The following is an 18,183-nucleotide window of genomic DNA, read 5'->3' on the forward strand; positions in this document are numbered from 1 at the left end:
TAGGTCGCCAGACTGTGGATGTCAATTTCCAACCGGGCCTGCCGCCATGGATACCACCTGCATCGCCTCCCCCTCCTCGCCCGCCCGCGATGTGCGCGGCCCGGCCCATCGCTGGCGCGTGCTGGCCGCCGGCGTGGCCGCGAACATGAGCTTTTCGGCCGCCGCGGCCGGCATCCCGACCACCGCCGTGTGGATGCGCACGGCCTACCACCTCGACAACGGCGCACTCGGCCTCGTGCTCGGCGCGCTCGGCTTCGGCGTCGCGCTGTCCGAGCTGCCGTGGGGGATCGCCGCCGACCGCTTCGGCGATCGCCGCGTGCTGCTGACCGGGCTCGTCGCGACGGCCGCGATGCTCGCGCTGATGGTGTGCACGATCGTCCCGAGCGCGCACGCGGTGCCGCCGCTGGCGCGCGTCGTCGTGGCGATGTGCTGCGTCGGCCTGCTCGGCGGCAGCGTGAACGGATCGAGCGGACGCGCGGTGATGCGCTGGTTCGGCGAGCGCGAACGCGGGCTCGCGATGAGCATCCGCCAGACGGCCGTGCCGCTCGGCGGCGGCGTCGGCGCGGCGCTGCTGCCGTCGCTCGCATCGCACCTGGGCTTCGCGGCGGTATTCGGTGCGCTGATGCTGCTGTGCGCCGGGTCGGCCGTGCTGACCTGGCGCTGGCTGCATGAACCGCCCGCCGAACCGGCTGTCGCACACGGCGCCGCGCATCGACCGGCCGCTCGGCCGCAGTCCGCGCATCCCACGCAACCCGCGCGGCTCGCGCACGGCCCGCTCGCGAACGCCCGCGTGTGGCGCATCGTGCTCGGCATCGGCCTGCTGTGCGCGCCGCAGTTCGCGGTGCTCACGTTCGCGACGGTGTTCCTGCACGACTTCGGCCGGCTCGGCCTCGCCGGCATCAGCGCGGCGATGGTCGTGTTGCAGCTCGGCGCGATGGTGATGCGCGTCTGGAGCGGCCGCCATACCGACCGGCACGGCAACCGGCGCGCGTACCTGCGCGGCTCGGTGCTCGTCGCGGCCGGCTCGTTCACGCTGCTTGCCGCCGCGACGGCCGGCAGCCCGCACGTGCCGCTCGCCGCGATCGTCGCGATTCTCGTGTTCGCGGGCGTGTGCGTATCGGCGTGGCATGGCGTCGCGTACACGGAGCTCGCGACGCTCGCAGGTGCGAACCACGCGGGCACCGCGCTCGGGATGGCGAACACGGTCGTCTACCTCGGACTGTTCGCAACGCCGCTCGCGATCCCGCCGCTGCTCGCCGTCAGCTCGTGGAGCGTGGTCTGGCTCGCGGCCGCGCTGGTTGCCGGCGCGACCTATCCGCTGTTCGCCACGCGCTAGCGGCCGCGCGCGGCACGCGGGCGCTGCGGCCCCCGCCACGGCGCCCGCACCTCGGTCAGGCCGCTTCGCGCGCCAGCGCGCGGCGCACGGCCGGCCGGTCGGCCTCGCGCTGCGCGTGCGCGGTCCATGCGGGGTGCCGCGCCATGTCGAGCCCGATCGCGACACCCCAGCGATACAGCACGAACAGGAACGGATCGACGATCGAATGCGCGCCCGGCTCGGCCCACGTGCGGCCGTCGGCGAGCGCGGCTTCGATCGTCTCGTTCGCGGCCTCGATCACGCCGCGCCCATGCGTGCTGACTGCCCCGTGCAGCGCGGGATCGCCGATGAAGCGGCCCGGCCGCCACAGCGCACCGTAGCCGACGCCATGCACCCAGCCGACCAGCCAGGCGAGCCATTCGTGGCATCGCGCCTCGCGCAGCGGATCGCCGGGCGGCAGCAGTTGCGCGTCCGGATAACGGCGCGCGAGATATGTGAGGATCGCGGGCGTTTCGGTCAGCACGCGCGGCTCGCCCGGAATCTCGAGCACGGGCACGCGTGCCTTCGCGTTGATCGCGAGATAACGCGCTTCGAGGTTCTGCTGCTTCTGCACGGAGACGATCTCGACGTCGAACGGCGCGCCGGTTTCCTCCAGCGCGATGTGAGCGGCGAGCGAGCAGGCGCCCGGCGAAAGATAGAGACGATATGCGTTCATGGTGGCGTGGCCCGACGTGACTGTGGAAGACGGAACCGAGTGTAGGAACGCGTGCATGCCCGCCGCAAACGATGAATTGTCGTGCTCGGGCATTAGTGCTACTAATACCCGCATGAAACGCATCCACCTTCCTCCGCTGCAGACGCTGCGCGCGTTCGAGACCGCCGTGCGGCTGCAGAGCTTCACGCGCGCGGCCGACGCGCTCGCGCTCACGCAAGGCGCCGTCAGCCAGCACATCCGCGCGCTCGAGGCGCAGCTCGGCTACCCGCTCTTCACGCGCGAGCGCAACGGCGCGACACCGACGCACGCCGCGCACGCGCTCGCGCTGCAGGTGCGCCAGGGCCTCAGCGTGCTCGAGCGCGCGTTCGAGCCGGCCCTCGCCGCGCGCAGCCGCCCGCGCACCTGCGACGTCACGCTGAACGTCAGCGTGCTGCCGAGCGTCGCCGAACGCTGGCTCGCGCCGCGCCTGCCGCGCTTCTCGGCCGCGCATCCGCACATCGCGATCGCGCTGCACCCGGACGTGGCGCTCGCGCCGCTGCGCAAGCGCGACCGCATCGACGTCGCGCTGCGCTACGGGCCCGGCACGTGGCCGGGCGTAGTCGCCGAGAAGCTGATGAACGAGACGATCTTCCCGGTCGCGAGCCCCGCGTACCGCAATCGCGACGGCGTCGCACCGCGCTCGCCGGCCGATCTCGTGCGCGCCACGCTGCTGCGCCATCCCGCGCAGCCGTGGGAACCGTGGCTTCAGGCCGCGCGGCTCGACCTCACCGAATCCGCGCGCGCGCCGCGTTTCACCGATGCGAACGCGCTGATCGACGCAACGTTGAAAGGGCGCGGCGTCGCCCTCGCGCGCCGCTCGCTGATCGAGCCCGAACTCGCGGACGGCACGCTCGTGCGCGTATCGTCGGTACGCGTGACCGACGTGTATGCGCACTACGTCGTGTGGCGCCCCGGCCATCCGCACGAATCGGCGATCCGAACCTGGCTCGACTGGCTGCGCAGCGAAGTGCGGCGCCGCACGCCGCGGCGCTGACGCAACGCGACCGGTTGCTCGCGTTCATCGTCGACGGTCAAGCTGCCTTGGACGCGCTCATGCATCGCATCGCGCGCCCGGGTAAAAGTGCCCGGCTCGCAACGTCCACCGGGAGATATTGCGCGCCCGCCACGCCATGCAAGCGGATGGTCAGGATATCGAAAGCATTCCGCGATCACGCGCCGGTCGCAAACGATTCACCGAAACGTCGCATCGCACCGGCATACTCGAAAACGTTTCCCGATCAGCCTGCCAGGAGAGAAGTCATGCGTCGCGTTTCCGCCGTCGTCGTTTTTTGTGCCGCCGCTTTCGTCGCCGCCTGCAGCGACGACGCGCCGCACGACGCACACACGACCGACGCGTCCCAACAGGCCGGCGCATTCAACCACGATGCAACCGCGAACGCCGCCGCGTCCGATGCCGCGCCGCTCGCGCCGCCCGTCGTGCACTACCCGCCCGATGACGACGACGACGCGAAACCCACGGCGAATGCGGCCGCGTCGAGTGCCGCCGCGTCGTCGCCGGGCTGATCCTGCCGCTTCCGTCCCCCGACCGCAGAACCGAGGTGAAATAACATGACGTCATCGAGCCGCCGCCGTTTCCTGCATACCGTCGCACAATCCGCGGGCGCCGCCGTCGCGCTCAACGCCTTCCCCGAATCGATCCGACGCGCGCTTGCGATTCCCGCCGCGCACGGCACCGGCACGATCCGCGATGTCGAGCACATCGTCGTGTTCATGCAGGAGAACCGCTCGTTCGATCATTATTTCGGACACCTGCGCGGTGTGCGCGGCTACAACGACCGCTTCCCGATCCCGCTGCCGAACGGCAAGCCGGTGTGGTACCAGCCGTCGAAGGCCGACCCGGGCAAGCCGGTGCTGCCGTTCCGGCTGAACACGCCGACGACGAGCGCGCAGTGCGTCGGCGATCTCGACCACTCGTGGTACAAGACGCACGCGGCGATCGACGGCGGCCGGTACGACCAGTGGCCCGCGAACAAGACCGACATGACGATGGGCTATCACGTGCGCGAGGACATCCCGTTCCATTACGCGCTCGCCGATGCATTCACCGTGTGCGACAACTATTTCTGCTCGCTGCCGGGCCCGACGCACCCGAACCGCGCGTACCTGATGACGGGCACCGTCGACCCGACCGGGAAGTTCGGCGGCCCGCTGCTCGACAACAGCGACTATGTCGACGGCGCCGGGCCGCCCGCCTACCAGCTGCTGTCGTGGACGACCTTTCCCGAACGCCTGGAAGCGCGCGGCGTGTCGTGGCAGATCTACCAGCAGGGCACGACGGGCAACGACCCGTACAACGGCAACTACGGCACGAACGTGCTGCAGAACTTCGCGAATTTCATCAACGCGAAGCCAGGTTCGTCGCTGTACCAGCGCGCGCAGACGGTGCGCACGCTCGACGACCTGAAGAACGACGTGATCAACGACCGGCTGCCGCAGGTGTCGTGGCTGTGCCCGCCGGCGGCATTCTCCGAGCATCCGAAATACACGCCCGCGTACGGCGCGAACTACACGTCGCAGATTCTCGACGCGCTCACGTCGAACCCGGACGTATGGCGCAAGACGGTGCTGTTCATCATGTACGACGAGAACGACGGCTTCTTCGACCACATCGTGCCGCCTCAGCCGCCGACGTCGGCCGCGCAAGGCGCGTCGACCGTGACGACCGACGGCGAGCTGCACACGGTCGTGAACCCCGGCCGCGGCGGCAGCTACACGGCCGACGGCTTGCCGTACGGCCTCGGGCCGCGCGTGCCGATGACGGTCGTGTCGCCGTGGACGAAGGGCGGCTTCGTGTGCTCGCAGGTGTTCGACCACACGTCGGTGATCCGCTTCATCGGCGAGCGTTTCGGCGTCGACGAACCGAACATCACACCGTGGCGCCGCACGGTCTGCGGCGACCTCACCGCCGCATTCGATTTCCGCTCGTCCGACGCGTCGTTTCCGCCGCTGCCCGACACGAGCCAGTACCGCTCGATCGCCGACCAGCAGTGCACGTCACAGCCCGCGCCGACCGTGCCCGCGACGCCGTCGCCGGTCGACCCGCAGGAGCCCGGCGTGCGGCCGGCGCGTGCGCTGCCGTACGAGCTGCACGTGAACGCCAGCCTTGACGGCAGAACGCGGCTGCGCATCGAATTCGCGAACCGCGGCAACCAGGGCGCGCACTTCCACGTGTACGCGACGAACCGCACCGACGGCCCGTGGCGCTACACCGTCGGCGCACGCCGCGTGCTGCATGCGGACTTCGACCTGACGACGACGAACGGTGCGTACACGTTCTCGGTGTACGGGCCGAACGGCTTCGTGCGCGTGTTCTCGGGCAACGTGTCGACCACAGCCATCCATCGCAATCCGGCGCAGCCGGAAGTGAAGGCCGGCTACGACGTCGCGAACGGGAACCTGTACCTGAAGCTGCGCAACCCCGGCGGGGCACACGTCACGCTGACGCTGACCGACAACGCGTACGGCGCGCCGTCGCGGCAGGTGACGCTGCATGGCGGTGACGAACGCGTCGAGCAGTGGTCGCTCGCGGCGAGCCACCAATGGTATGACGTGACGGTGAGCGACGGCGCGGCCGGCACGTTCTCGCGCCGTTTCGCGGGCCACGTCGAAAACGGCCGGCCGAGCTATTCGGATCCGGCGGCGGTGCGGCCCGTGTCCGCGGCATAAGCGCGACGGCACGGCGTGGCGCGGCACCCGCCGCGCCGCACGGGTCGCCCGCCCGGCCCGGCGGAATCAGATCGCGTGCGCGAGCGCGCGATCGACGAGCGCGGCCTCGAAGCCGTCGTCCGCGTCGCGAAAGCGCAGCGGCGCCGCGCAGTGGACGAGCGTGTCGATGAAGTACTTCGCGCGCGGCCACGGCCCGAAGCCGGCCGCGGTGTTGATGTGCCCGGCGTCGCCGAGGTTCACGAACGCGCTGCCCAGGTGCTGCGCAAGCGTGCGCGCATCGGCAAGCGGCATCCACGGATCGGTCTCGCTGCCGATCACGATCGACGGCACGGCGAGCCGGCGCGCGTCGAACGGCCCGGCAAACGTGAATTTCTTCGGACTGGCGGGCGCGACGAGCAGCACGCCCGCGACATCGCCCGTACGCGGCCACTGCGCGAGCGCATGCGCGGTCGCGAGGCAGCCGAAGCTGTGCGCGGCCAGCACGAACGGGCCGCGTTCGCGGTCGAGCAAGGTGCGCACCGATTGCGCCCAGCGCGCGAGATCGGGCGCGTCCCAGTCGTCCTGCTCGACGCGCAGCGAGCGCGGGAACTGCCGTTCGAGCCAGGTCTGCCAGTGCGCGCCTTCGCTGCCGTGCAGGCCCGGAACGGTAACGAGGCGCGGCGGCCACGCCGATTTGCTGCATGCGCGCATGATTGCCCTCGCTTGCTTGAAGACGGGATTCGATTGTGGCGCGGCGCGCCCGGCGGCCGAACCAATATTTTGTGATTTGCTTTTGCGCGGGGCGGCCATCCGCGGGGCGGCCCTCCGCGAGTCGCCCGCGCCGACGGTTACCCGCGCCGGTCGCCCGCCCCGCGCACCGGCGCGCGATGTGCCGCGAAACCGTAGAATGTGGGCTTCCCGTCAGCTTCACACGGAACCGGGGCCGGGCGCCGATGCGCGCCGGGCGCCCGGTCGTCAGGAGACGCCCGATGTCCGCTACGCCCGCCGGCGCGCCGCGCCCGGCTCCGCTCGCCGTTCCCGTGACGCGCCTCGCCGGCGCGCGCGCAGTCGTCCAATGAAGATCCTGTTCCATTCCCCGCACCAGGAAGCAGGCGCGTGGCGCGACGAGATCGCGCATGCGCTGCCGGAAGCCGAACTGCGCGCGTGGCAGCCGGGCGACACGGCCGCCGCCGATTACGCGCTCGTCTGGCGCGCGCCGCGCGAATTCTTCACCCCGCGCGACGGCCTGCGCGCGATCTTCAACCTCGGCGCCGGCGTCGACGCGCTGCTCGCGCTCGACCGCGCGCAACCGGGCACGCTGCCGCCGCACGTGCCGCTCGTGCGGCTGGAAGATTCGGGCATGGCGCAGCAGATGGTCGAATACGTGACGCACGCGGTGCTGCGCTACCTGCGCCGCTTCGACGAATACGACGCGCAGCAGCGCGAGCGCCGCTGGCAGCCGCTCGAGCCGCATGCGCGCGCGAGCTTCACCGTCGCCGTGCTCGGCCTCGGCGTGCTCGGTGCGCAAGTCGCGCTCGCGCTCGCCGCGCTCGGCCTGCCCGTGCGCGGCTACAGCCGCAGCGCGAAGCAGCTCGCCGGCGTCACGACTTTCGCCGGCGACGGTGCGTTCGATGCGTGCATCGACGGCGCGAAGGTGCTCGTCAACCTGCTGCCGAGCACGCCCGACACCGACGGCATCCTGTCGTCCCGCACATTCGCGCGGCTCGCGCCCAGTGCGTATGTCGTCAACGTCGCGCGCGGCGCGCATCTCGTCGAGGCCGACCTGCTCGATGCGCTCGCGAGCGGCCGGATCGCCGCCGCGACGCTCGACGTGTTCCACCAGGAGCCGCTGCCCGACGATCACCCGTTCTGGCGCGCGCCGCGCATCACGATCACACCGCACAGCTCGGCCGAGACGCTGCGCGCGGAGGCCGTCGAGCAGATCGCCGGCAAGATCCGCGCGCTCGAGCGCGGTGAGCGCATCGGCGGCATCGTCGACTACACGCGCGGCTACTGAACCTGCAAGCAAACCTGGAGACAACCATGACGTTCCCCACCGCCGTCAAGATCGTCGAAGTCGGCCCGCGCGACGGGCTGCAGAACGAGAAGACCTTCGTGCCGACCGACGTGAAGATCGCGCTCGTCGACCGGCTGTCGCGCGCCGGCTTCCGCAACGTCGAGGCCGCGTCGTTCGTGTCGCCGAAATGGGTGCCGCAGATGGCCGACGGTGCCGACGTGATGGCCGGCATCGAGCGCCGCCCGGGCACCGTGTACTCGGTGCTCACGCCGAACCTGAAGGGCTTCGAGAATGCGCTCGCCGCGCGCGCCGACGAAGTCGTGATCTTCGGCGCGGCCAGCGAGGCGTTCTCGCAGCGGAACATCAACTGCAGCATCGCCGAGAGCATCGCGCGCTTCGAGCCCGTCGCGAAGGCCGCGAAAGACGCAGGCCTGCGGCTGCGCGGCAGCGTGTCGTGCACGCTCGGCTGCCCGTACCAGGGCGAAGTGCCGGTCGCATCGGTCGTCGACGTCGTCGAGCGTTTCGCGGCGCTCGGCTGCGACGAGATCGACATCGCCGACACGATCGGCGTCGGCACGCCGAAGCGCACGCGCGAAGTGCTGTCGGCCGTCACGCGCGTGTTCCCGCGCGAACGCCTGTCGGGCCACTTCCATGACACCTACGGCCAGGCACTCGCGAACATCTACGCGGCGCTGTTCGAAGGGATCGAGATCTTCCACGCGTCGGTCGCGGGCCTCGGCGGCTGCCCGTACGCGAAGGGCGCGACCGGCAACGTCGCGACCGAGGACGTGCTGTACCTGATGCAGGGCCTCGGCATCGACACCGGCATCGATCTCGCGCAGGTTGTCGCCGCCGGCGATTTCATCTCGAACGCGATCGGCCGCGCGAACGTGTCGCGCGCCGGTCGTGCACTGCTCGCCAAGGCGCAGAGCGCGGCCGACGCCGCGAACTGCGTATGACCCCGGTATTCGATGGATTCCTCAACATGACGACACCCGCTTCATTCGATTCCCTCCCCGATTCCGCGCGACGCGTCGCGCTGCTGCTGCGCGAGCGCGGCCATGCGAAAGGCATCGTGATGCTCGCCGAAACCGGCAAGACGTCGGCCGAGGCCGCGGCCGGGCTCGGCTGCTCGGTCGCGCAGATCGCGAAGTCGATCCTGTTTCGCCGCCAGTCGGACGGCGCGCCAGTGCTCGTGGTCGCGAGCGGCGTCAATCGTGTCGACGAGAAGAAGGTCGCCGCGCAGGTCGGCGCGGTCGGCCGCGCGGACGCGAAGTTCGTGCGCGACAACACCGGCTACGCGATCGGCGGCGTCTGCCCGATCGGCCATCTCGTCGAACCCGTCACGCTGATCGACGCCGACCTGCTCGAGCTCGACAGCCTGTGGGCGGCCGCCGGCCATCCGCACGCGGTGTTCAACCTGTCGCCGAACGAACTGGTGTCGCTGACGGGCGCGCCGGTCGCGGACGTCGCATTGCGGGAATCCGCATGAGCGACGTCGTGGTACCGGTCGGCACGGTGGCCTCGCCGTGCACCGACGTATGCCGGATCGATCCGCGCACCGACTGGTGCGCGGGTTGCCTGCGTACGCGCGACGAGATCAAGGGATGGCGCACGTCGGATGACGACGCGAGGCGCGTGCTGCTCGCGCGGCTCGATGCGCGGCGGCGCCTGATTGCGAGGAGCGGCGCATAAAAAAAAGCCGTTCAGCCTGACGGGCGAACGGCATCGAGATCGGAATCCTGTGAACGTGATCAACGTCACAGCCCGCATCATACGAGCGACGCGCACCGCTCGCATCGGGTGTTTCCCTACAACTTCTTACAGCGCCTTCCACGCGTGCGCGCGCCCCGCTTTTGCTCGCCATGAGCACGCCATCCGCGTGCAAGACCCGTTCCCGAAAACCGCATTCGACGCGCCGCCGTGACCCCCGCCGCGACCCCGAATCGTACGACCGTTTCAGTTGCCGACTGCCGCGCGACGCGCGGGCACGATGCGCCAGCCGAGATTCACGCCGGCCGCTGCGAGCAGGATCAGCAGCGCGCCGAGCACCTGCGTCCACGCGAGCGTCTGCCCGAACGCGAAGTGATCGACGACGATCGCGACGACCGGATAGACGAACGACAGCGCGCCGGTCATCGCGGTCGGCAGCTTCTGGATCGCGCCGTACAGCAGCACGTACATCAGGCCCGTGTTGACGACGCCGAGCACGATCAGGTCGAGCCACTGCCCGGTCGTCGCGGGCAGCGTGCCGAAGTGCGCGAACGGCGCGAGCAGCACGATGCCGATACCGGCCTGCAGCAACGCGAGCAGGTGCGGCGGCGTCCCCTTCAGGTGCTTCGTGACGATCGACGAGATCGCATACAGGAACGCCGCGCCGAGCGACAGCGCGACGCCCTCCAGATATTCGCCCGGCACCGCGAGCACGGCCGGCTCGACGCGCACCACGGCGACGAGCCCCACGAACGCGAGCGCGAGCCACGCGAGTGTCGACGCGGTGATCCGCTCGCGGAACACGATCGCGCCGAGCGCGACGAGCATGAACGGCTGCGTGTTGTAGACGGCGGTCGCCATCGAGATCGATGCACGCGAATAGGCAGCGAACAGCAGCAGCCAGTTCGCGACGATCGCGATGCTGCCGAGCGTCGCGAGCGCGAGCATCCGCGGCGAGAACAGCGCGCGGCGCAGGAAGCCGAATGCCGCGCAGACGATCGCGAGCGTCGCGGCGCCGAACAGGCAGCGGAAGAACACGACGTTCGTCAGCGGCTGCTGCGACGACATCACGAGCCAGCCGATCGTGCCGGACATCAGCATCGCGACGACCATCTCGGCGGCACCGCGGCGAATTTCATTCGAGGCCATCATGAACTCCATTGAAAGAGAGTGGATGACCTCGATTCTAGAAACTTGCTTTCGCCGCAACCACGGCTAAACTGAAGCGAATCAGCCGATTGACCTTCGAAAGCAAAGCGATCATGCCGAAACGCCTTTCCCCGCCCGCCGTCGCGTCGCTCGACGCGACCGACCGCGCGATCCTCGCGGCGCTGGCCGACGACGCGCGTATCGCAACCAGTGAGCTCGCCCGGCAGATCGGGCTGTCGGCCCCCGCGACCGCCGATCGTGTGCGGCGGCTCGAGGCGCAAGGCGTGATCGCCGCGTTCACCGTCGAGCTCGACCCGCGCGCGCTCGGCTACACGCTGCAGGCGATCGTCCGCGTGAAGCCGCTGCCCGGCCAGTTGCATCTCGTCGAAGAGATGCTGCGCCGGATTCCCGAATTCGTGGAGTGCGACAAGGTCACCGGCGACGACTGCTTCATCTGCCGGCTCTACCTGCGCACGATCGCGCACCTCGACGACATCCTGTCGAAAGTGACGGAGCGCGCCGAGACGAGCACCGCGATCGTGAAATCGACGCCGGTGCCGCGCCGGCTGCCGCCGCTCGTCGAGGACGACGGCGCGCCCCGCTGAGCACCGGCACGCGCCGCCCGCGTGCCGTCAGGCAGCCGCGTCGCGCGCCTCGAAGAACGCGAGCAGTTCGTCGATCAGCGCGACGGGCGCCTCTTCCGGAATGTAGTGCCCGCAGTCGAGCGCGCGGCCGCTGACGTCGCGTGCGACGCGGCGCCATTCGTCGAGCGGATCGAAGCAGCGGCCGACGATCCCGTGCTCGCCCCACAGCACGCGCAGCGGGCACGCGACCTTGTTGCCGCGCTCGAGATCCGCACGGTCGTGCTCGAGGTCGATCGTCGCGGACGCACGGTAGTCCTCGCACATCGCATGCACGGCGCCCGGCTGCGCGAGCGCCGCCCGGTACGCGGCGAGCGCCTCGGGCGCGAACGGCGCGAGCCCGGCCGACCGGTTGCCCATCACGCGCTCGATGTAGGCATCGGTATGCGCGCCGACCAGCGTCTCGGGCAGCGGCTCCGGCTGAATCAGGAAGAACCAGTGGAAATACGCGGTCGCGAACGCGCGATCGGTTTTCTCGTACATCGCGAGCGTCGGCGCGATGTCGAGCAGCATCATCCGCTCGACGGCGTCCGCATGATCGAGCGCGAGCCGGTGCGCGACCCGCGCGCCGCGATCGTGCGCGCACACATGGAATTGCTCGAAACCGAAATGCCGCATCACGGCGACCTGGTCGGCCGCCATCGCACGTTTCGAATACGGCGCGTGCTGCGCGTCGCTCGGCGGCTTGCCCGACGCGCCGTAACCGCGCAGGTCGGTGGCGATCACCGTGAAATGATTCGCGAGCGTCGCGGCAACGCGATGCCAGATCATGTGGGTTTGCGGATGTCCGTGCAGCAACAGGAGCGGCGGACCCGCGCCTCCTTTGACACCGAAAATGTCGGTGTCCTGCACCGTCACGCGAAACGGTGCAAACGCCTCAAACGACATGGTTTGTTTCTCGTTGGTTTGTTATGGCGGTTATTTTAGGAGCGCCGGCGCGTCTTCACAGCGCGGTAAACACCAGAATCCCTAGAAAGAGAACACTCCCTCGATTGCCGCCACACCGCGCGATTTGTTAAGCTCGCGTAGAATCGCACGATCGTTCGTATTAATAAGGACGACCTCGTTTTTGCAGCTTCGTTTTACCGCTTCGTTTTTACAGCGTCGTTCCGCAGCTACACTCGAACGACCGTTCGACCGCAAAGCATGGCGGCGGCGCGACCGCGCGGCCGCCCCTGGAGACTGGAGACATTACATGGCATTGCCCACCGTCCTGCAGAACCTGACGCTGCCCGTCATCGCGTCGCCGATGTTCATCGTCAGCTACCCCGAACTCGTGCTCGCGCAATGCAAGGCGGGCATCGTCGGTTCGTTCCCCGCGCTCAACGCCCGTCCGGCCGAACTGCTCGACGAGTGGCTCACGCAGATCCAGTCCGAGCTCGCCGACCACAAGGCGAAGCACCCCGACGCAGTGATCGGCCCGATCGCGGTCAACCAGATCGTCCATCAGTCGAATGCGCGGCTCGAGCACGACGTGCGCGTGTGCGTCGAGCACAAGGTGCCGATCTTCATCACGAGCCTGCGCGCGCCGGCGCGCGAGATCGTCGACGCGGTGCACAGCTACGGCGGCATCGTGCTGCACGACGTGATCAACCTGCGTCACGCGCAGAAGGCGCTCGAGGCCGGTGTCGACGGGTTGATCCTCGTCGCGGCCGGCGCAGGCGGCCACGCGGGCACGACGTCGCCGTTCGCGCTCGTCGGCGAAGTCCGCAAGATCTTCGACGGCCCGATCGTGCTGTCCGGCTCGATCGCGAATGGCGGCTCGATCCTCGCCGCGCAGGCAATGGGCGCCGATTTCGCGTACATGGGCACGCGCTTCATCGCGACGCAGGAAGCGCACGCGATCGACGACTACAAGCACGCGATCCTGAACGCGAAATCGTCGGACATCATCTACACGAACCTCTTCACGGGCGTGCACGGCAACTACATCCGCGAGAGCATCGAGAAGGCGGGCCTAGATCCGGACGCGCTGCCGGAGTCCGACAAGACCAAGATGAATTTCGGCAGCGACAAGACGAAGGCGTGGAAGGACATCTGGGGCGCCGGCCAGGGCGTCGGCCTGATGGACGACCTGCCGAGCGTGGGCGCGCTCGTCGAGCGCCTGAAGCGCGAGTACGACGACGCGAAGGCGCGGCTCGGCATCCCGCGCTGACGGCCGCCGCCGGCGCGCATCCCGTCGGACCAGACAAAAAAAGCGCGAGCTGCAACGGCTCGCGCTTTTGTTTTCATCGCCCCGCCGCGGCGGGATGCACGGTTCACACCGCGCGCTTCATCCGCGTGATCGGCAGCACGCGCAGGCGCGATTCGATCGACGGGCACAGCGACTGCCCTTCGAAACGCGCCGCCAGGAAATCGACGAACGAACGCACCTTCGCGGACACGTGACGACGGCTCGCGTAGACCGCATAGATCGGCGCCTCGTGCGGCGGCACCGCATCGATCAGCACCGGCACGAGCCGGCCGGACTCGATGTCGTCGCCGACCACCTCGGTGCCGAGCAGCGCGATGCCCGCGCCCGCGAGCACGGCCGCACGCAGCCCTTCGAGATGGTTCACGATCAGGTTGCCGTTCAGGTTCACGCGCGACGCGGCGGCCGCGTCGATCACCAGCGCGTCGAGCATCGTCGAATTCGAATCGCGCCGCAGGTAGTTGTGGTGCGCGAGATCGGCGATCGTCTGGGGCGTGCCGTGCTTCTCGAGATACTCGGGCGACGCGACCAGCAGGATGTGCGCGGTCGCGATCTGCCGCGCGACCAGCGACGACGATTTCAATCCGTTCGGCGCCGCGCGCACCGCGACGTCGTAGCCTTCCTCGATCAGGTCGACCACGCGATCGGACAGCGTCATGTCGACGGTCACGTCCGGGAACCGGCCCGCATAATCGGTGACGGCCTGCATCACGTGCCGCAGCCCGAACGCGGACAGCGACGTGACGCGCAGCCTGCCTTGCGGCACCACGCTCGCGGCGCCGACGGCCTGCCCGGCTTCGTCGAGTTCCGACAGCGCCTGCACGAGGCGCTCGTAGTATTCGCGTCCGGCCTCGGTAGGCGCGACGCGTCGTGTCGTGCGATGCAGCAGCCGCGCACCGAGCTGCTGCTCGAGATGCATCACGTGCTTGCTCGCCATCGCAGCCGACATCTGCATGCGCTCCGCCGCGCCGACGAAGCTGCCCACTTCGACGACGTAGCGAAACACATTCATGCTGACGAGGGTATCCATCGAACTCGCTCGTAATGACGGGGGAATGGTCCAATTACGAGATAGGGTAACAAAGGCGGGGAAACAGAAAGGTCAAGAAAGGCAAAACGGCGCCGCGAGTGGCGACGCCGTTCTGGCGGGAAAACATGCAGCCTGGACGCGCTTTTCGCGCGCGTCCGGCGCGGCGGTCGCGCGTGCGCGTCAGAACTTCGCGCGGATGCCGGCGCCGAACGTGTTGCCGGTCGACAGGCCGCTGATGTGGTCGTTCATGTAAGCAGCGTAGACGTCCGTGCGCTTGGACAGCGGATAGTCGTAGCCGACGGCCCAGGTCTGGCGCGTCTGGTCGAGGCCGCCCGCGTCGCGCGAGTATGCGTACGACGCCATCGCGTTGCCCACGCCGAGCGGCACCGACACGCCGCCCTGCGCGGTATTCACGTGCCAGCTGCCCGCGACCTGGTCGTTCTTCGTATACATGTACTGGCCGAACAGCTTCACGTACTTCAGGTCGTAGGTCGCGCCGACTTGCGCGATGCCCTGGCTCTTCATGCCGGCCACCAGCGCGCTCAGGTCACGCGGGCCGTTGTTGAAGTTCACGTACTGGTAGACCGCGGTCGCCGCGAACGGGCCGTTCGCGTAGTTGAACTGCGCGCTCCACTTCTTCGAGCCGTTGTCGCCGGCCTGGTTGCCGAGCGCGTACATCGCGCCGAAATTCAGGCCACCGAACGAAGGCGACGTGTACGACAGCGCGTTGTTCCAGCCCGAATCGCCGACGGCACCCTGGTCGCTCGGGTAGGTCGGGAACGTGCCGAGGCCGAGGAACACGTGGTACACCATCGGCGAGAACGTGTACGAGTCGTAGAACGGGTTGAACAGGATCGTCGACAGGAACAGGTGCGTCGTCAGGCGGCCGGCCGTCACCGTGCCGTACGGCGAATCGATGCCGACGTACGCGTTGCGTGCGAAGAACGTGTCGCCCTGGAAGCGGCCGAACTGGCCGTTCTGCGCGCGGAAGAAGCTTTCCAGCGTGAAGATCGCCTTGTAGCCGTTGCCGAGATCCTCGGCGCCGTGCATGCCCCAGTACGACGTCGACATCCCGCCGCCGCTCACGTTCCACGCGCGGTCGCCGCCCGGGAACTTGGTGGCGCCGACCCATTCGTCGACCTGACCGTAGAGCGACACGCTCGACTGTGCATGGACGGGAGCGGTAGCCGCCACGCAGGCAGCCGCGGCGATCAGCTTGACGGACGTGCGCGACGCACGGCGAGCGAATGCTTTCATTGGATCTCCAGATTTTGTCGAATTGTCGATAAGTGGCGCGAGCGTTGTTTTTTGGAGCCGAGTGCTTGCGTCGTATGGGGCGCAGCCATCTTTACGGATCATTCGTCCGGTCAAAATTGCGCACACTTATTGCGGGTATAGCGGCAGCATTAACTTCGCGGAATTGATACATGGCCGGGTACCCGCCGACGGCCCGGCGTGGACGCGGTCGCACGGCCGGACGGCCGCGTGGCACATGCGAGCCGGGCGCGAAAGATAGCGCAATGCGACGGGAAAATCAGCGGAAATCTGTGCGCGACTGTGGCGAATTCGCATCAGCCGCCGGAGGGACGAGCGTGCGGGCGCTCAGTTTCGGTAGAACGGGGAGAAATACGGCGAGTGCGCAGGCTCTTCCTGCGAGCGGGGCGGCGGCATCGGACGGCCGCCGCGCTCCTCGTTGTAGCGCGCGACGTCGGCGCGGATCGAACCGGCGCGCAGCGGCACGTTGCCGCCGCCCGGCGGGCGCGGCATCTGGCGCACGTCGGCGCTGATCGGGCGATACGGGCTTTGCGCGGCGTAATGGCCATACGACGGCGTCGGCCGCAGCCCCCAGCGGGAACCGTAGCCGCTCACGCCGCCGGCGCGTGCACCGGCGGGGGGCGTAACGTGGCGCCAGACGGGAGCCCCGCCGGCCGGCTGACCGTACGCGCGCATGTCGCCGCCACCGAAACCGTGGCCGCCGAACGCATGACCGCCGTGCGGCGGCTGCGCGAGCGCGAACGGCATCAGCAACGCGCCGAGCACGCCCGCCACCCATCGTCCGATCTTCCGTTTCACCCGTTCCGTCATCGTGCAATGCCTGTCCATGCCCGCCGCCGGCTCCTTTCGGCCGACCCAAGGCTTTCAGCAGTAATTTATGAGCGTGCCGAAAGTGTGTCGAGCCAAAAAGTGTTATGTCGCCGGCATCGGTGTAACACCATGTTACTGCTAGGTTTTTTCACTTCGGCACGCAACCGGGACAGAACATTCTTCTGCCGTTTTGCGCATGGCCGGGCCGGTGCCGTGAACGCCACCGCATGAGATTGAATCATCAATCGATTCTCACAATGAATTTGTGTAGTGAATCATCAACCGGGACAATGGCGCCATCCGCGCGCGCGACGCGCGCCCCGTCGTTTCCGAATCGAGTTCCCGATGGCCCGTCCCCGTTTTCTTCCCGACAACTTCACGCTCGCGCTCGTCGGCACCGTCGTGCTCGCGAGCCTGCTGCCCTGCCGCGGTCCGGCCGCCCATGCGTTCAACTGGGCGACCAACATCGCCGTCGGCCTGCTGTTCTTCCTGCACGGCGCGAAGCTGTCGCGCGAAGCCGTCGTCGCGGGCGCGACGCACTGGCGGCTGCACGCGGTCGTGCTGCTCAGCACGTTCGCGCTGTTCCCACTGCTCGGCCTCGCGCTGAAGCCGGTGCTGCAGCCGCTCGTCACGCCGACGCTGTATGCGGGCGTGCTGTTCCTGTGCACGCTGCCGTCGACGGTCCAGTCGTCGATCGCGTTCACGTCGATTGCGAAGGGCAACGTGCCTGCCGCCGTGTGCGCGGCATCCGCGTCGAGCCTGCTCGGGATCTTCGTCACGCCGGCGCTCGTCGGGCTGATGATCACGTCGCAATCGGCCGCCGCCGCGTCGCCGTGGAGCACCGTCGGCAGCATCGTGATGCAGCTGCTCGTGCCGTTCATCGCCGGCCAGTTGCTGCGGCCCGTGATCGGCGGCTGGATCGACCGCAATCGCGGCGTGCTGCGCTTCGTCGACCAGGGCTCGATCCTGCTGGTCGTCTACGTCGCGTTCAGCGAGGCCGTCAACGAAGGCCTCTGGCACCAGATCCCGCCGCGCGCGCTCGGCGGCCTGCTCGTCGTCAACCTCGTGCTGCTCGCGATCGCGCTCCTGCTGACCGCGTTCGTCAGCAAGCGGCTCGGCTTCAACCGCGCCGACCAGATCACGATCATCTTCTGCGGATCGAAGAAGAGCCTCGCGGCCGGCGTGCCGATGGCGAAGGTGATCTTCTCGGCGAACGCGGTCGGGGCGATCGTGCTGCCGCTGATGCTGTTCCACCAGATCCAGCTCATGGCGTGCGCGGCGCTCGCGCAGCGCTGGGGCGCGCGCGACACGAGCGGCGAGCACGACGAGGGCGACGCGGCATCGGCGCCCGGCGCGCTGAGCGCGGGCAAGCGCTGACGGTCGGGGCAGCGGGACGGCCGGCGGGTCGTGCCGTCCCGGGGCTATGCCTTCTGCCTTCTGCCTTCTGCCTTCTGCCTTCTGCCTTCTGCCTTCTGCCTTCTGCCTTCTGCCTTCCGCCTTCCGCCTTCTGCCTTCTGCCTTCTGCCTTCTGCCTTCCGCCTTCCGCCTTCTGCCTTCTGCCTTCTGCCTTCTGCCTTCCGCCTTCCGCCTTCCGCCTTCCGCCTTCCGCCTTCCGCCTTCCC

General features: G+C 68.8%; 18 protein-coding genes. 11 read left to right on the plus strand and 7 right to left on the minus strand.

Annotation, left to right across the window (positions count from 1 at the left end):
• Nucleotides 1-46: 46 nt before the first annotated feature.
• A complete protein-coding gene (locus L810_RS05755; protein WP_042973394.1) occupies nucleotides 47-1,336 on the plus strand; it encodes an MFS transporter in 1,290 nt (429 codons plus the stop codon).
• A 55-nt stretch (nucleotides 1,337-1,391) separates the two neighbouring features.
• Here L810_RS05755 and L810_RS05760 read toward each other — a convergent pair whose 3' ends face one another.
• Nucleotides 1,392-2,030 carry a glutathione S-transferase family protein gene (locus L810_RS05760; RefSeq protein WP_021157433.1) on the minus strand — a complete coding sequence of 213 codons (639 nt, stop codon included), beginning with the start codon at nucleotides 2,028-2,030 and terminating at the stop codon, nucleotides 1,392-1,394.
• A 112-nt stretch (nucleotides 2,031-2,142) separates the two neighbouring features.
• On the opposite strand from L810_RS05760, the gene L810_RS05765 reads away from it, so the two are divergent.
• The 3 genes from L810_RS05765 to L810_RS05775 all read left to right on the plus strand — a co-directional run bounded on the left by L810_RS05765 (nucleotide 2,143) and on the right by L810_RS05775 (nucleotide 5,756).
• On the plus strand, nucleotides 2,143-3,063 hold the full coding sequence (locus tag L810_RS05765; RefSeq protein WP_042973397.1) for a LysR substrate-binding domain-containing protein: 921 nt from the start codon (nucleotides 2,143-2,145) through the stop codon (nucleotides 3,061-3,063).
• Between the two features lie 266 nt (nucleotides 3,064-3,329).
• Complete coding sequence (locus L810_RS05770) at nucleotides 3,330-3,593, plus strand: hypothetical protein (protein WP_042973399.1); 264 nt, start codon at nucleotides 3,330-3,332, stop codon at nucleotides 3,591-3,593.
• Nucleotides 3,594-3,638: 45 nt separating this feature from the next.
• A complete protein-coding gene (locus L810_RS05775) occupies nucleotides 3,639-5,756 on the plus strand; it encodes a phosphocholine-specific phospholipase C (RefSeq protein WP_021157436.1) in 2,118 nt (705 codons plus the stop codon).
• Between the two features lie 66 nt (nucleotides 5,757-5,822).
• Here L810_RS05775 and L810_RS05780 read toward each other — a convergent pair whose 3' ends face one another.
• Entirely contained in the window at nucleotides 5,823-6,446 is a 624-nt protein-coding gene (locus L810_RS05780; RefSeq protein ID WP_027788972.1) for an RBBP9/YdeN family alpha/beta hydrolase, read from the minus strand.
• Between the two features lie 364 nt (nucleotides 6,447-6,810).
• On the opposite strand from L810_RS05780, the gene L810_RS05785 reads away from it, so the two are divergent.
• From L810_RS05785 to L810_RS05800, 4 genes are read left to right on the plus strand one after another with little or no spacing between them, the layout of a single operon-like run.
• Complete coding sequence (locus tag L810_RS05785; protein ID WP_042973401.1) at nucleotides 6,811-7,752, plus strand: 2-hydroxyacid dehydrogenase; 942 nt, start codon at nucleotides 6,811-6,813, stop codon at nucleotides 7,750-7,752.
• 26 nt (nucleotides 7,753-7,778) lie between these two features.
• The gene (locus L810_RS05790) at nucleotides 7,779-8,711 is read left to right on the plus strand and encodes a hydroxymethylglutaryl-CoA lyase (RefSeq protein ID WP_042973403.1); all 933 of its coding nucleotides are present in this window, start codon (nucleotides 7,779-7,781) and stop codon (nucleotides 8,709-8,711) included.
• A gap of 26 nt (nucleotides 8,712-8,737) precedes the next feature.
• Nucleotides 8,738-9,244 carry a YbaK/EbsC family protein gene (locus L810_RS05795; RefSeq protein WP_027788969.1) on the plus strand — a complete coding sequence of 169 codons (507 nt, stop codon included), beginning with the start codon at nucleotides 8,738-8,740 and terminating at the stop codon, nucleotides 9,242-9,244.
• Entirely contained in the window at nucleotides 9,241-9,447 is a 207-nt protein-coding gene (locus L810_RS05800) for a DUF1289 domain-containing protein (protein ID WP_021157438.1), read from the plus strand. Before L810_RS05795 ends, L810_RS05800 begins: the two co-directional genes overlap by 4 nt.
• Before the next feature lie 264 nt (nucleotides 9,448-9,711).
• Here L810_RS05800 and L810_RS05805 read toward each other — a convergent pair whose 3' ends face one another.
• Nucleotides 9,712-10,614 carry a DMT family transporter gene (locus tag L810_RS05805; protein ID WP_021157439.1) on the minus strand — a complete coding sequence of 301 codons (903 nt, stop codon included), beginning with the start codon at nucleotides 10,612-10,614 and terminating at the stop codon, nucleotides 9,712-9,714.
• A 113-nt stretch (nucleotides 10,615-10,727) separates the two neighbouring features.
• Between L810_RS05805 and L810_RS05810 the strand changes: the two genes are divergently transcribed.
• A complete protein-coding gene (locus L810_RS05810; RefSeq protein ID WP_042973418.1) occupies nucleotides 10,728-11,219 on the plus strand; it encodes an Lrp/AsnC family transcriptional regulator in 492 nt (163 codons plus the stop codon).
• Between the two features lie 27 nt (nucleotides 11,220-11,246).
• Here the strand turns inward: L810_RS05810 and L810_RS05815 are convergent, their stop codons facing one another.
• On the minus strand, nucleotides 11,247-12,143 hold the full coding sequence (locus tag L810_RS05815) for an alpha/beta fold hydrolase (RefSeq protein ID WP_021157441.1): 897 nt from the start codon (nucleotides 12,141-12,143) through the stop codon (nucleotides 11,247-11,249).
• A 307-nt stretch (nucleotides 12,144-12,450) separates the two neighbouring features.
• Here L810_RS05815 and L810_RS05820 point away from each other — a divergent pair, with 307 nt between their 5' ends.
• A complete protein-coding gene (locus tag L810_RS05820; protein ID WP_006488640.1) occupies nucleotides 12,451-13,410 on the plus strand; it encodes an NAD(P)H-dependent flavin oxidoreductase in 960 nt (319 codons plus the stop codon).
• A gap of 103 nt (nucleotides 13,411-13,513) precedes the next feature.
• Here L810_RS05820 and L810_RS05825 read toward each other — a convergent pair whose 3' ends face one another.
• From L810_RS05825 to L810_RS05835, 3 genes are all read right to left on the minus strand, one after another.
• A complete protein-coding gene (locus tag L810_RS05825) occupies nucleotides 13,514-14,476 on the minus strand; it encodes a LysR family transcriptional regulator (RefSeq protein WP_021157442.1) in 963 nt (320 codons plus the stop codon).
• A gap of 180 nt (nucleotides 14,477-14,656) precedes the next feature.
• Nucleotides 14,657-15,733, minus strand: a complete 1,077-nt coding sequence (locus tag L810_RS05830) for a porin (protein WP_021157443.1) — start codon at nucleotides 15,731-15,733, stop codon at nucleotides 14,657-14,659.
• A 345-nt stretch (nucleotides 15,734-16,078) separates the two neighbouring features.
• Nucleotides 16,079-16,561 carry a hypothetical protein gene (locus tag L810_RS05835; protein ID WP_042973406.1) on the minus strand — a complete coding sequence of 161 codons (483 nt, stop codon included), beginning with the start codon at nucleotides 16,559-16,561 and terminating at the stop codon, nucleotides 16,079-16,081.
• A gap of 345 nt (nucleotides 16,562-16,906) precedes the next feature.
• Here L810_RS05835 and L810_RS05840 point away from each other — a divergent pair, with 345 nt between their 5' ends.
• On the plus strand, nucleotides 16,907-17,938 hold the full coding sequence (locus tag L810_RS05840) for a bile acid:sodium symporter family protein (protein ID WP_042973408.1): 1,032 nt from the start codon (nucleotides 16,907-16,909) through the stop codon (nucleotides 17,936-17,938).
• Nucleotides 17,939-18,183: the final 245 nt, after the last annotated feature.

The organism is Burkholderia sp. AU4i, from assembly GCF_000466765.1.
Taxonomy (GTDB): domain Bacteria; phylum Pseudomonadota; class Gammaproteobacteria; order Burkholderiales; family Burkholderiaceae; genus Burkholderia; species Burkholderia cepacia.

Coding starts and splice junctions, on each gene's coding strand:
- L810_RS05810 (WP_042973418.1), top strand. CDS start 10,728: ATGCCGAAACGCCTTTCCCCGCCCGCCGTCGCGTCGCTCGACGCGACC.
- L810_RS05830 (WP_021157443.1), bottom strand. CDS start 15,733: ATGAAAGCATTCGCTCGCCGTGCGTCGCGCACGTCCGTCAAGCTGATC.
- L810_RS05760 (WP_021157433.1), bottom strand. CDS start 2,030: ATGAACGCATATCGTCTCTATCTTTCGCCGGGCGCCTGCTCGCTCGCC.
- L810_RS05770 (WP_042973399.1), top strand. CDS start 3,330: ATGCGTCGCGTTTCCGCCGTCGTCGTTTTTTGTGCCGCCGCTTTCGTC.
- L810_RS05825 (WP_021157442.1), bottom strand. CDS start 14,476: ATGGATACCCTCGTCAGCATGAATGTGTTTCGCTACGTCGTCGAAGTG.
- L810_RS05765 (WP_042973397.1), top strand. CDS start 2,143: ATGAAACGCATCCACCTTCCTCCGCTGCAGACGCTGCGCGCGTTCGAG.
- L810_RS05790 (WP_042973403.1), top strand. CDS start 7,779: ATGACGTTCCCCACCGCCGTCAAGATCGTCGAAGTCGGCCCGCGCGAC.
- L810_RS05805 (WP_021157439.1), bottom strand. CDS start 10,614: ATGGCCTCGAATGAAATTCGCCGCGGTGCCGCCGAGATGGTCGTCGCG.
- L810_RS05785 (WP_042973401.1), top strand. CDS start 6,811: ATGAAGATCCTGTTCCATTCCCCGCACCAGGAAGCAGGCGCGTGGCGC.
- L810_RS05815 (WP_021157441.1), bottom strand. CDS start 12,143: ATGTCGTTTGAGGCGTTTGCACCGTTTCGCGTGACGGTGCAGGACACC.
- L810_RS05800 (WP_021157438.1), top strand. CDS start 9,241: ATGAGCGACGTCGTGGTACCGGTCGGCACGGTGGCCTCGCCGTGCACC.
- L810_RS05795 (WP_027788969.1), top strand. CDS start 8,738: ATGACGACACCCGCTTCATTCGATTCCCTCCCCGATTCCGCGCGACGC.
- L810_RS05820 (WP_006488640.1), top strand. CDS start 12,451: ATGGCATTGCCCACCGTCCTGCAGAACCTGACGCTGCCCGTCATCGCG.
- L810_RS05755 (WP_042973394.1), top strand. CDS start 47: ATGGATACCACCTGCATCGCCTCCCCCTCCTCGCCCGCCCGCGATGTG.
- L810_RS05835 (WP_042973406.1), bottom strand. CDS start 16,561: ATGACGGAACGGGTGAAACGGAAGATCGGACGATGGGTGGCGGGCGTG.
- L810_RS05775 (WP_021157436.1), top strand. CDS start 3,639: ATGACGTCATCGAGCCGCCGCCGTTTCCTGCATACCGTCGCACAATCC.
- L810_RS05840 (WP_042973408.1), top strand. CDS start 16,907: ATGGCCCGTCCCCGTTTTCTTCCCGACAACTTCACGCTCGCGCTCGTC.
- L810_RS05780 (WP_027788972.1), bottom strand. CDS start 6,446: ATGCGCGCATGCAGCAAATCGGCGTGGCCGCCGCGCCTCGTTACCGTT.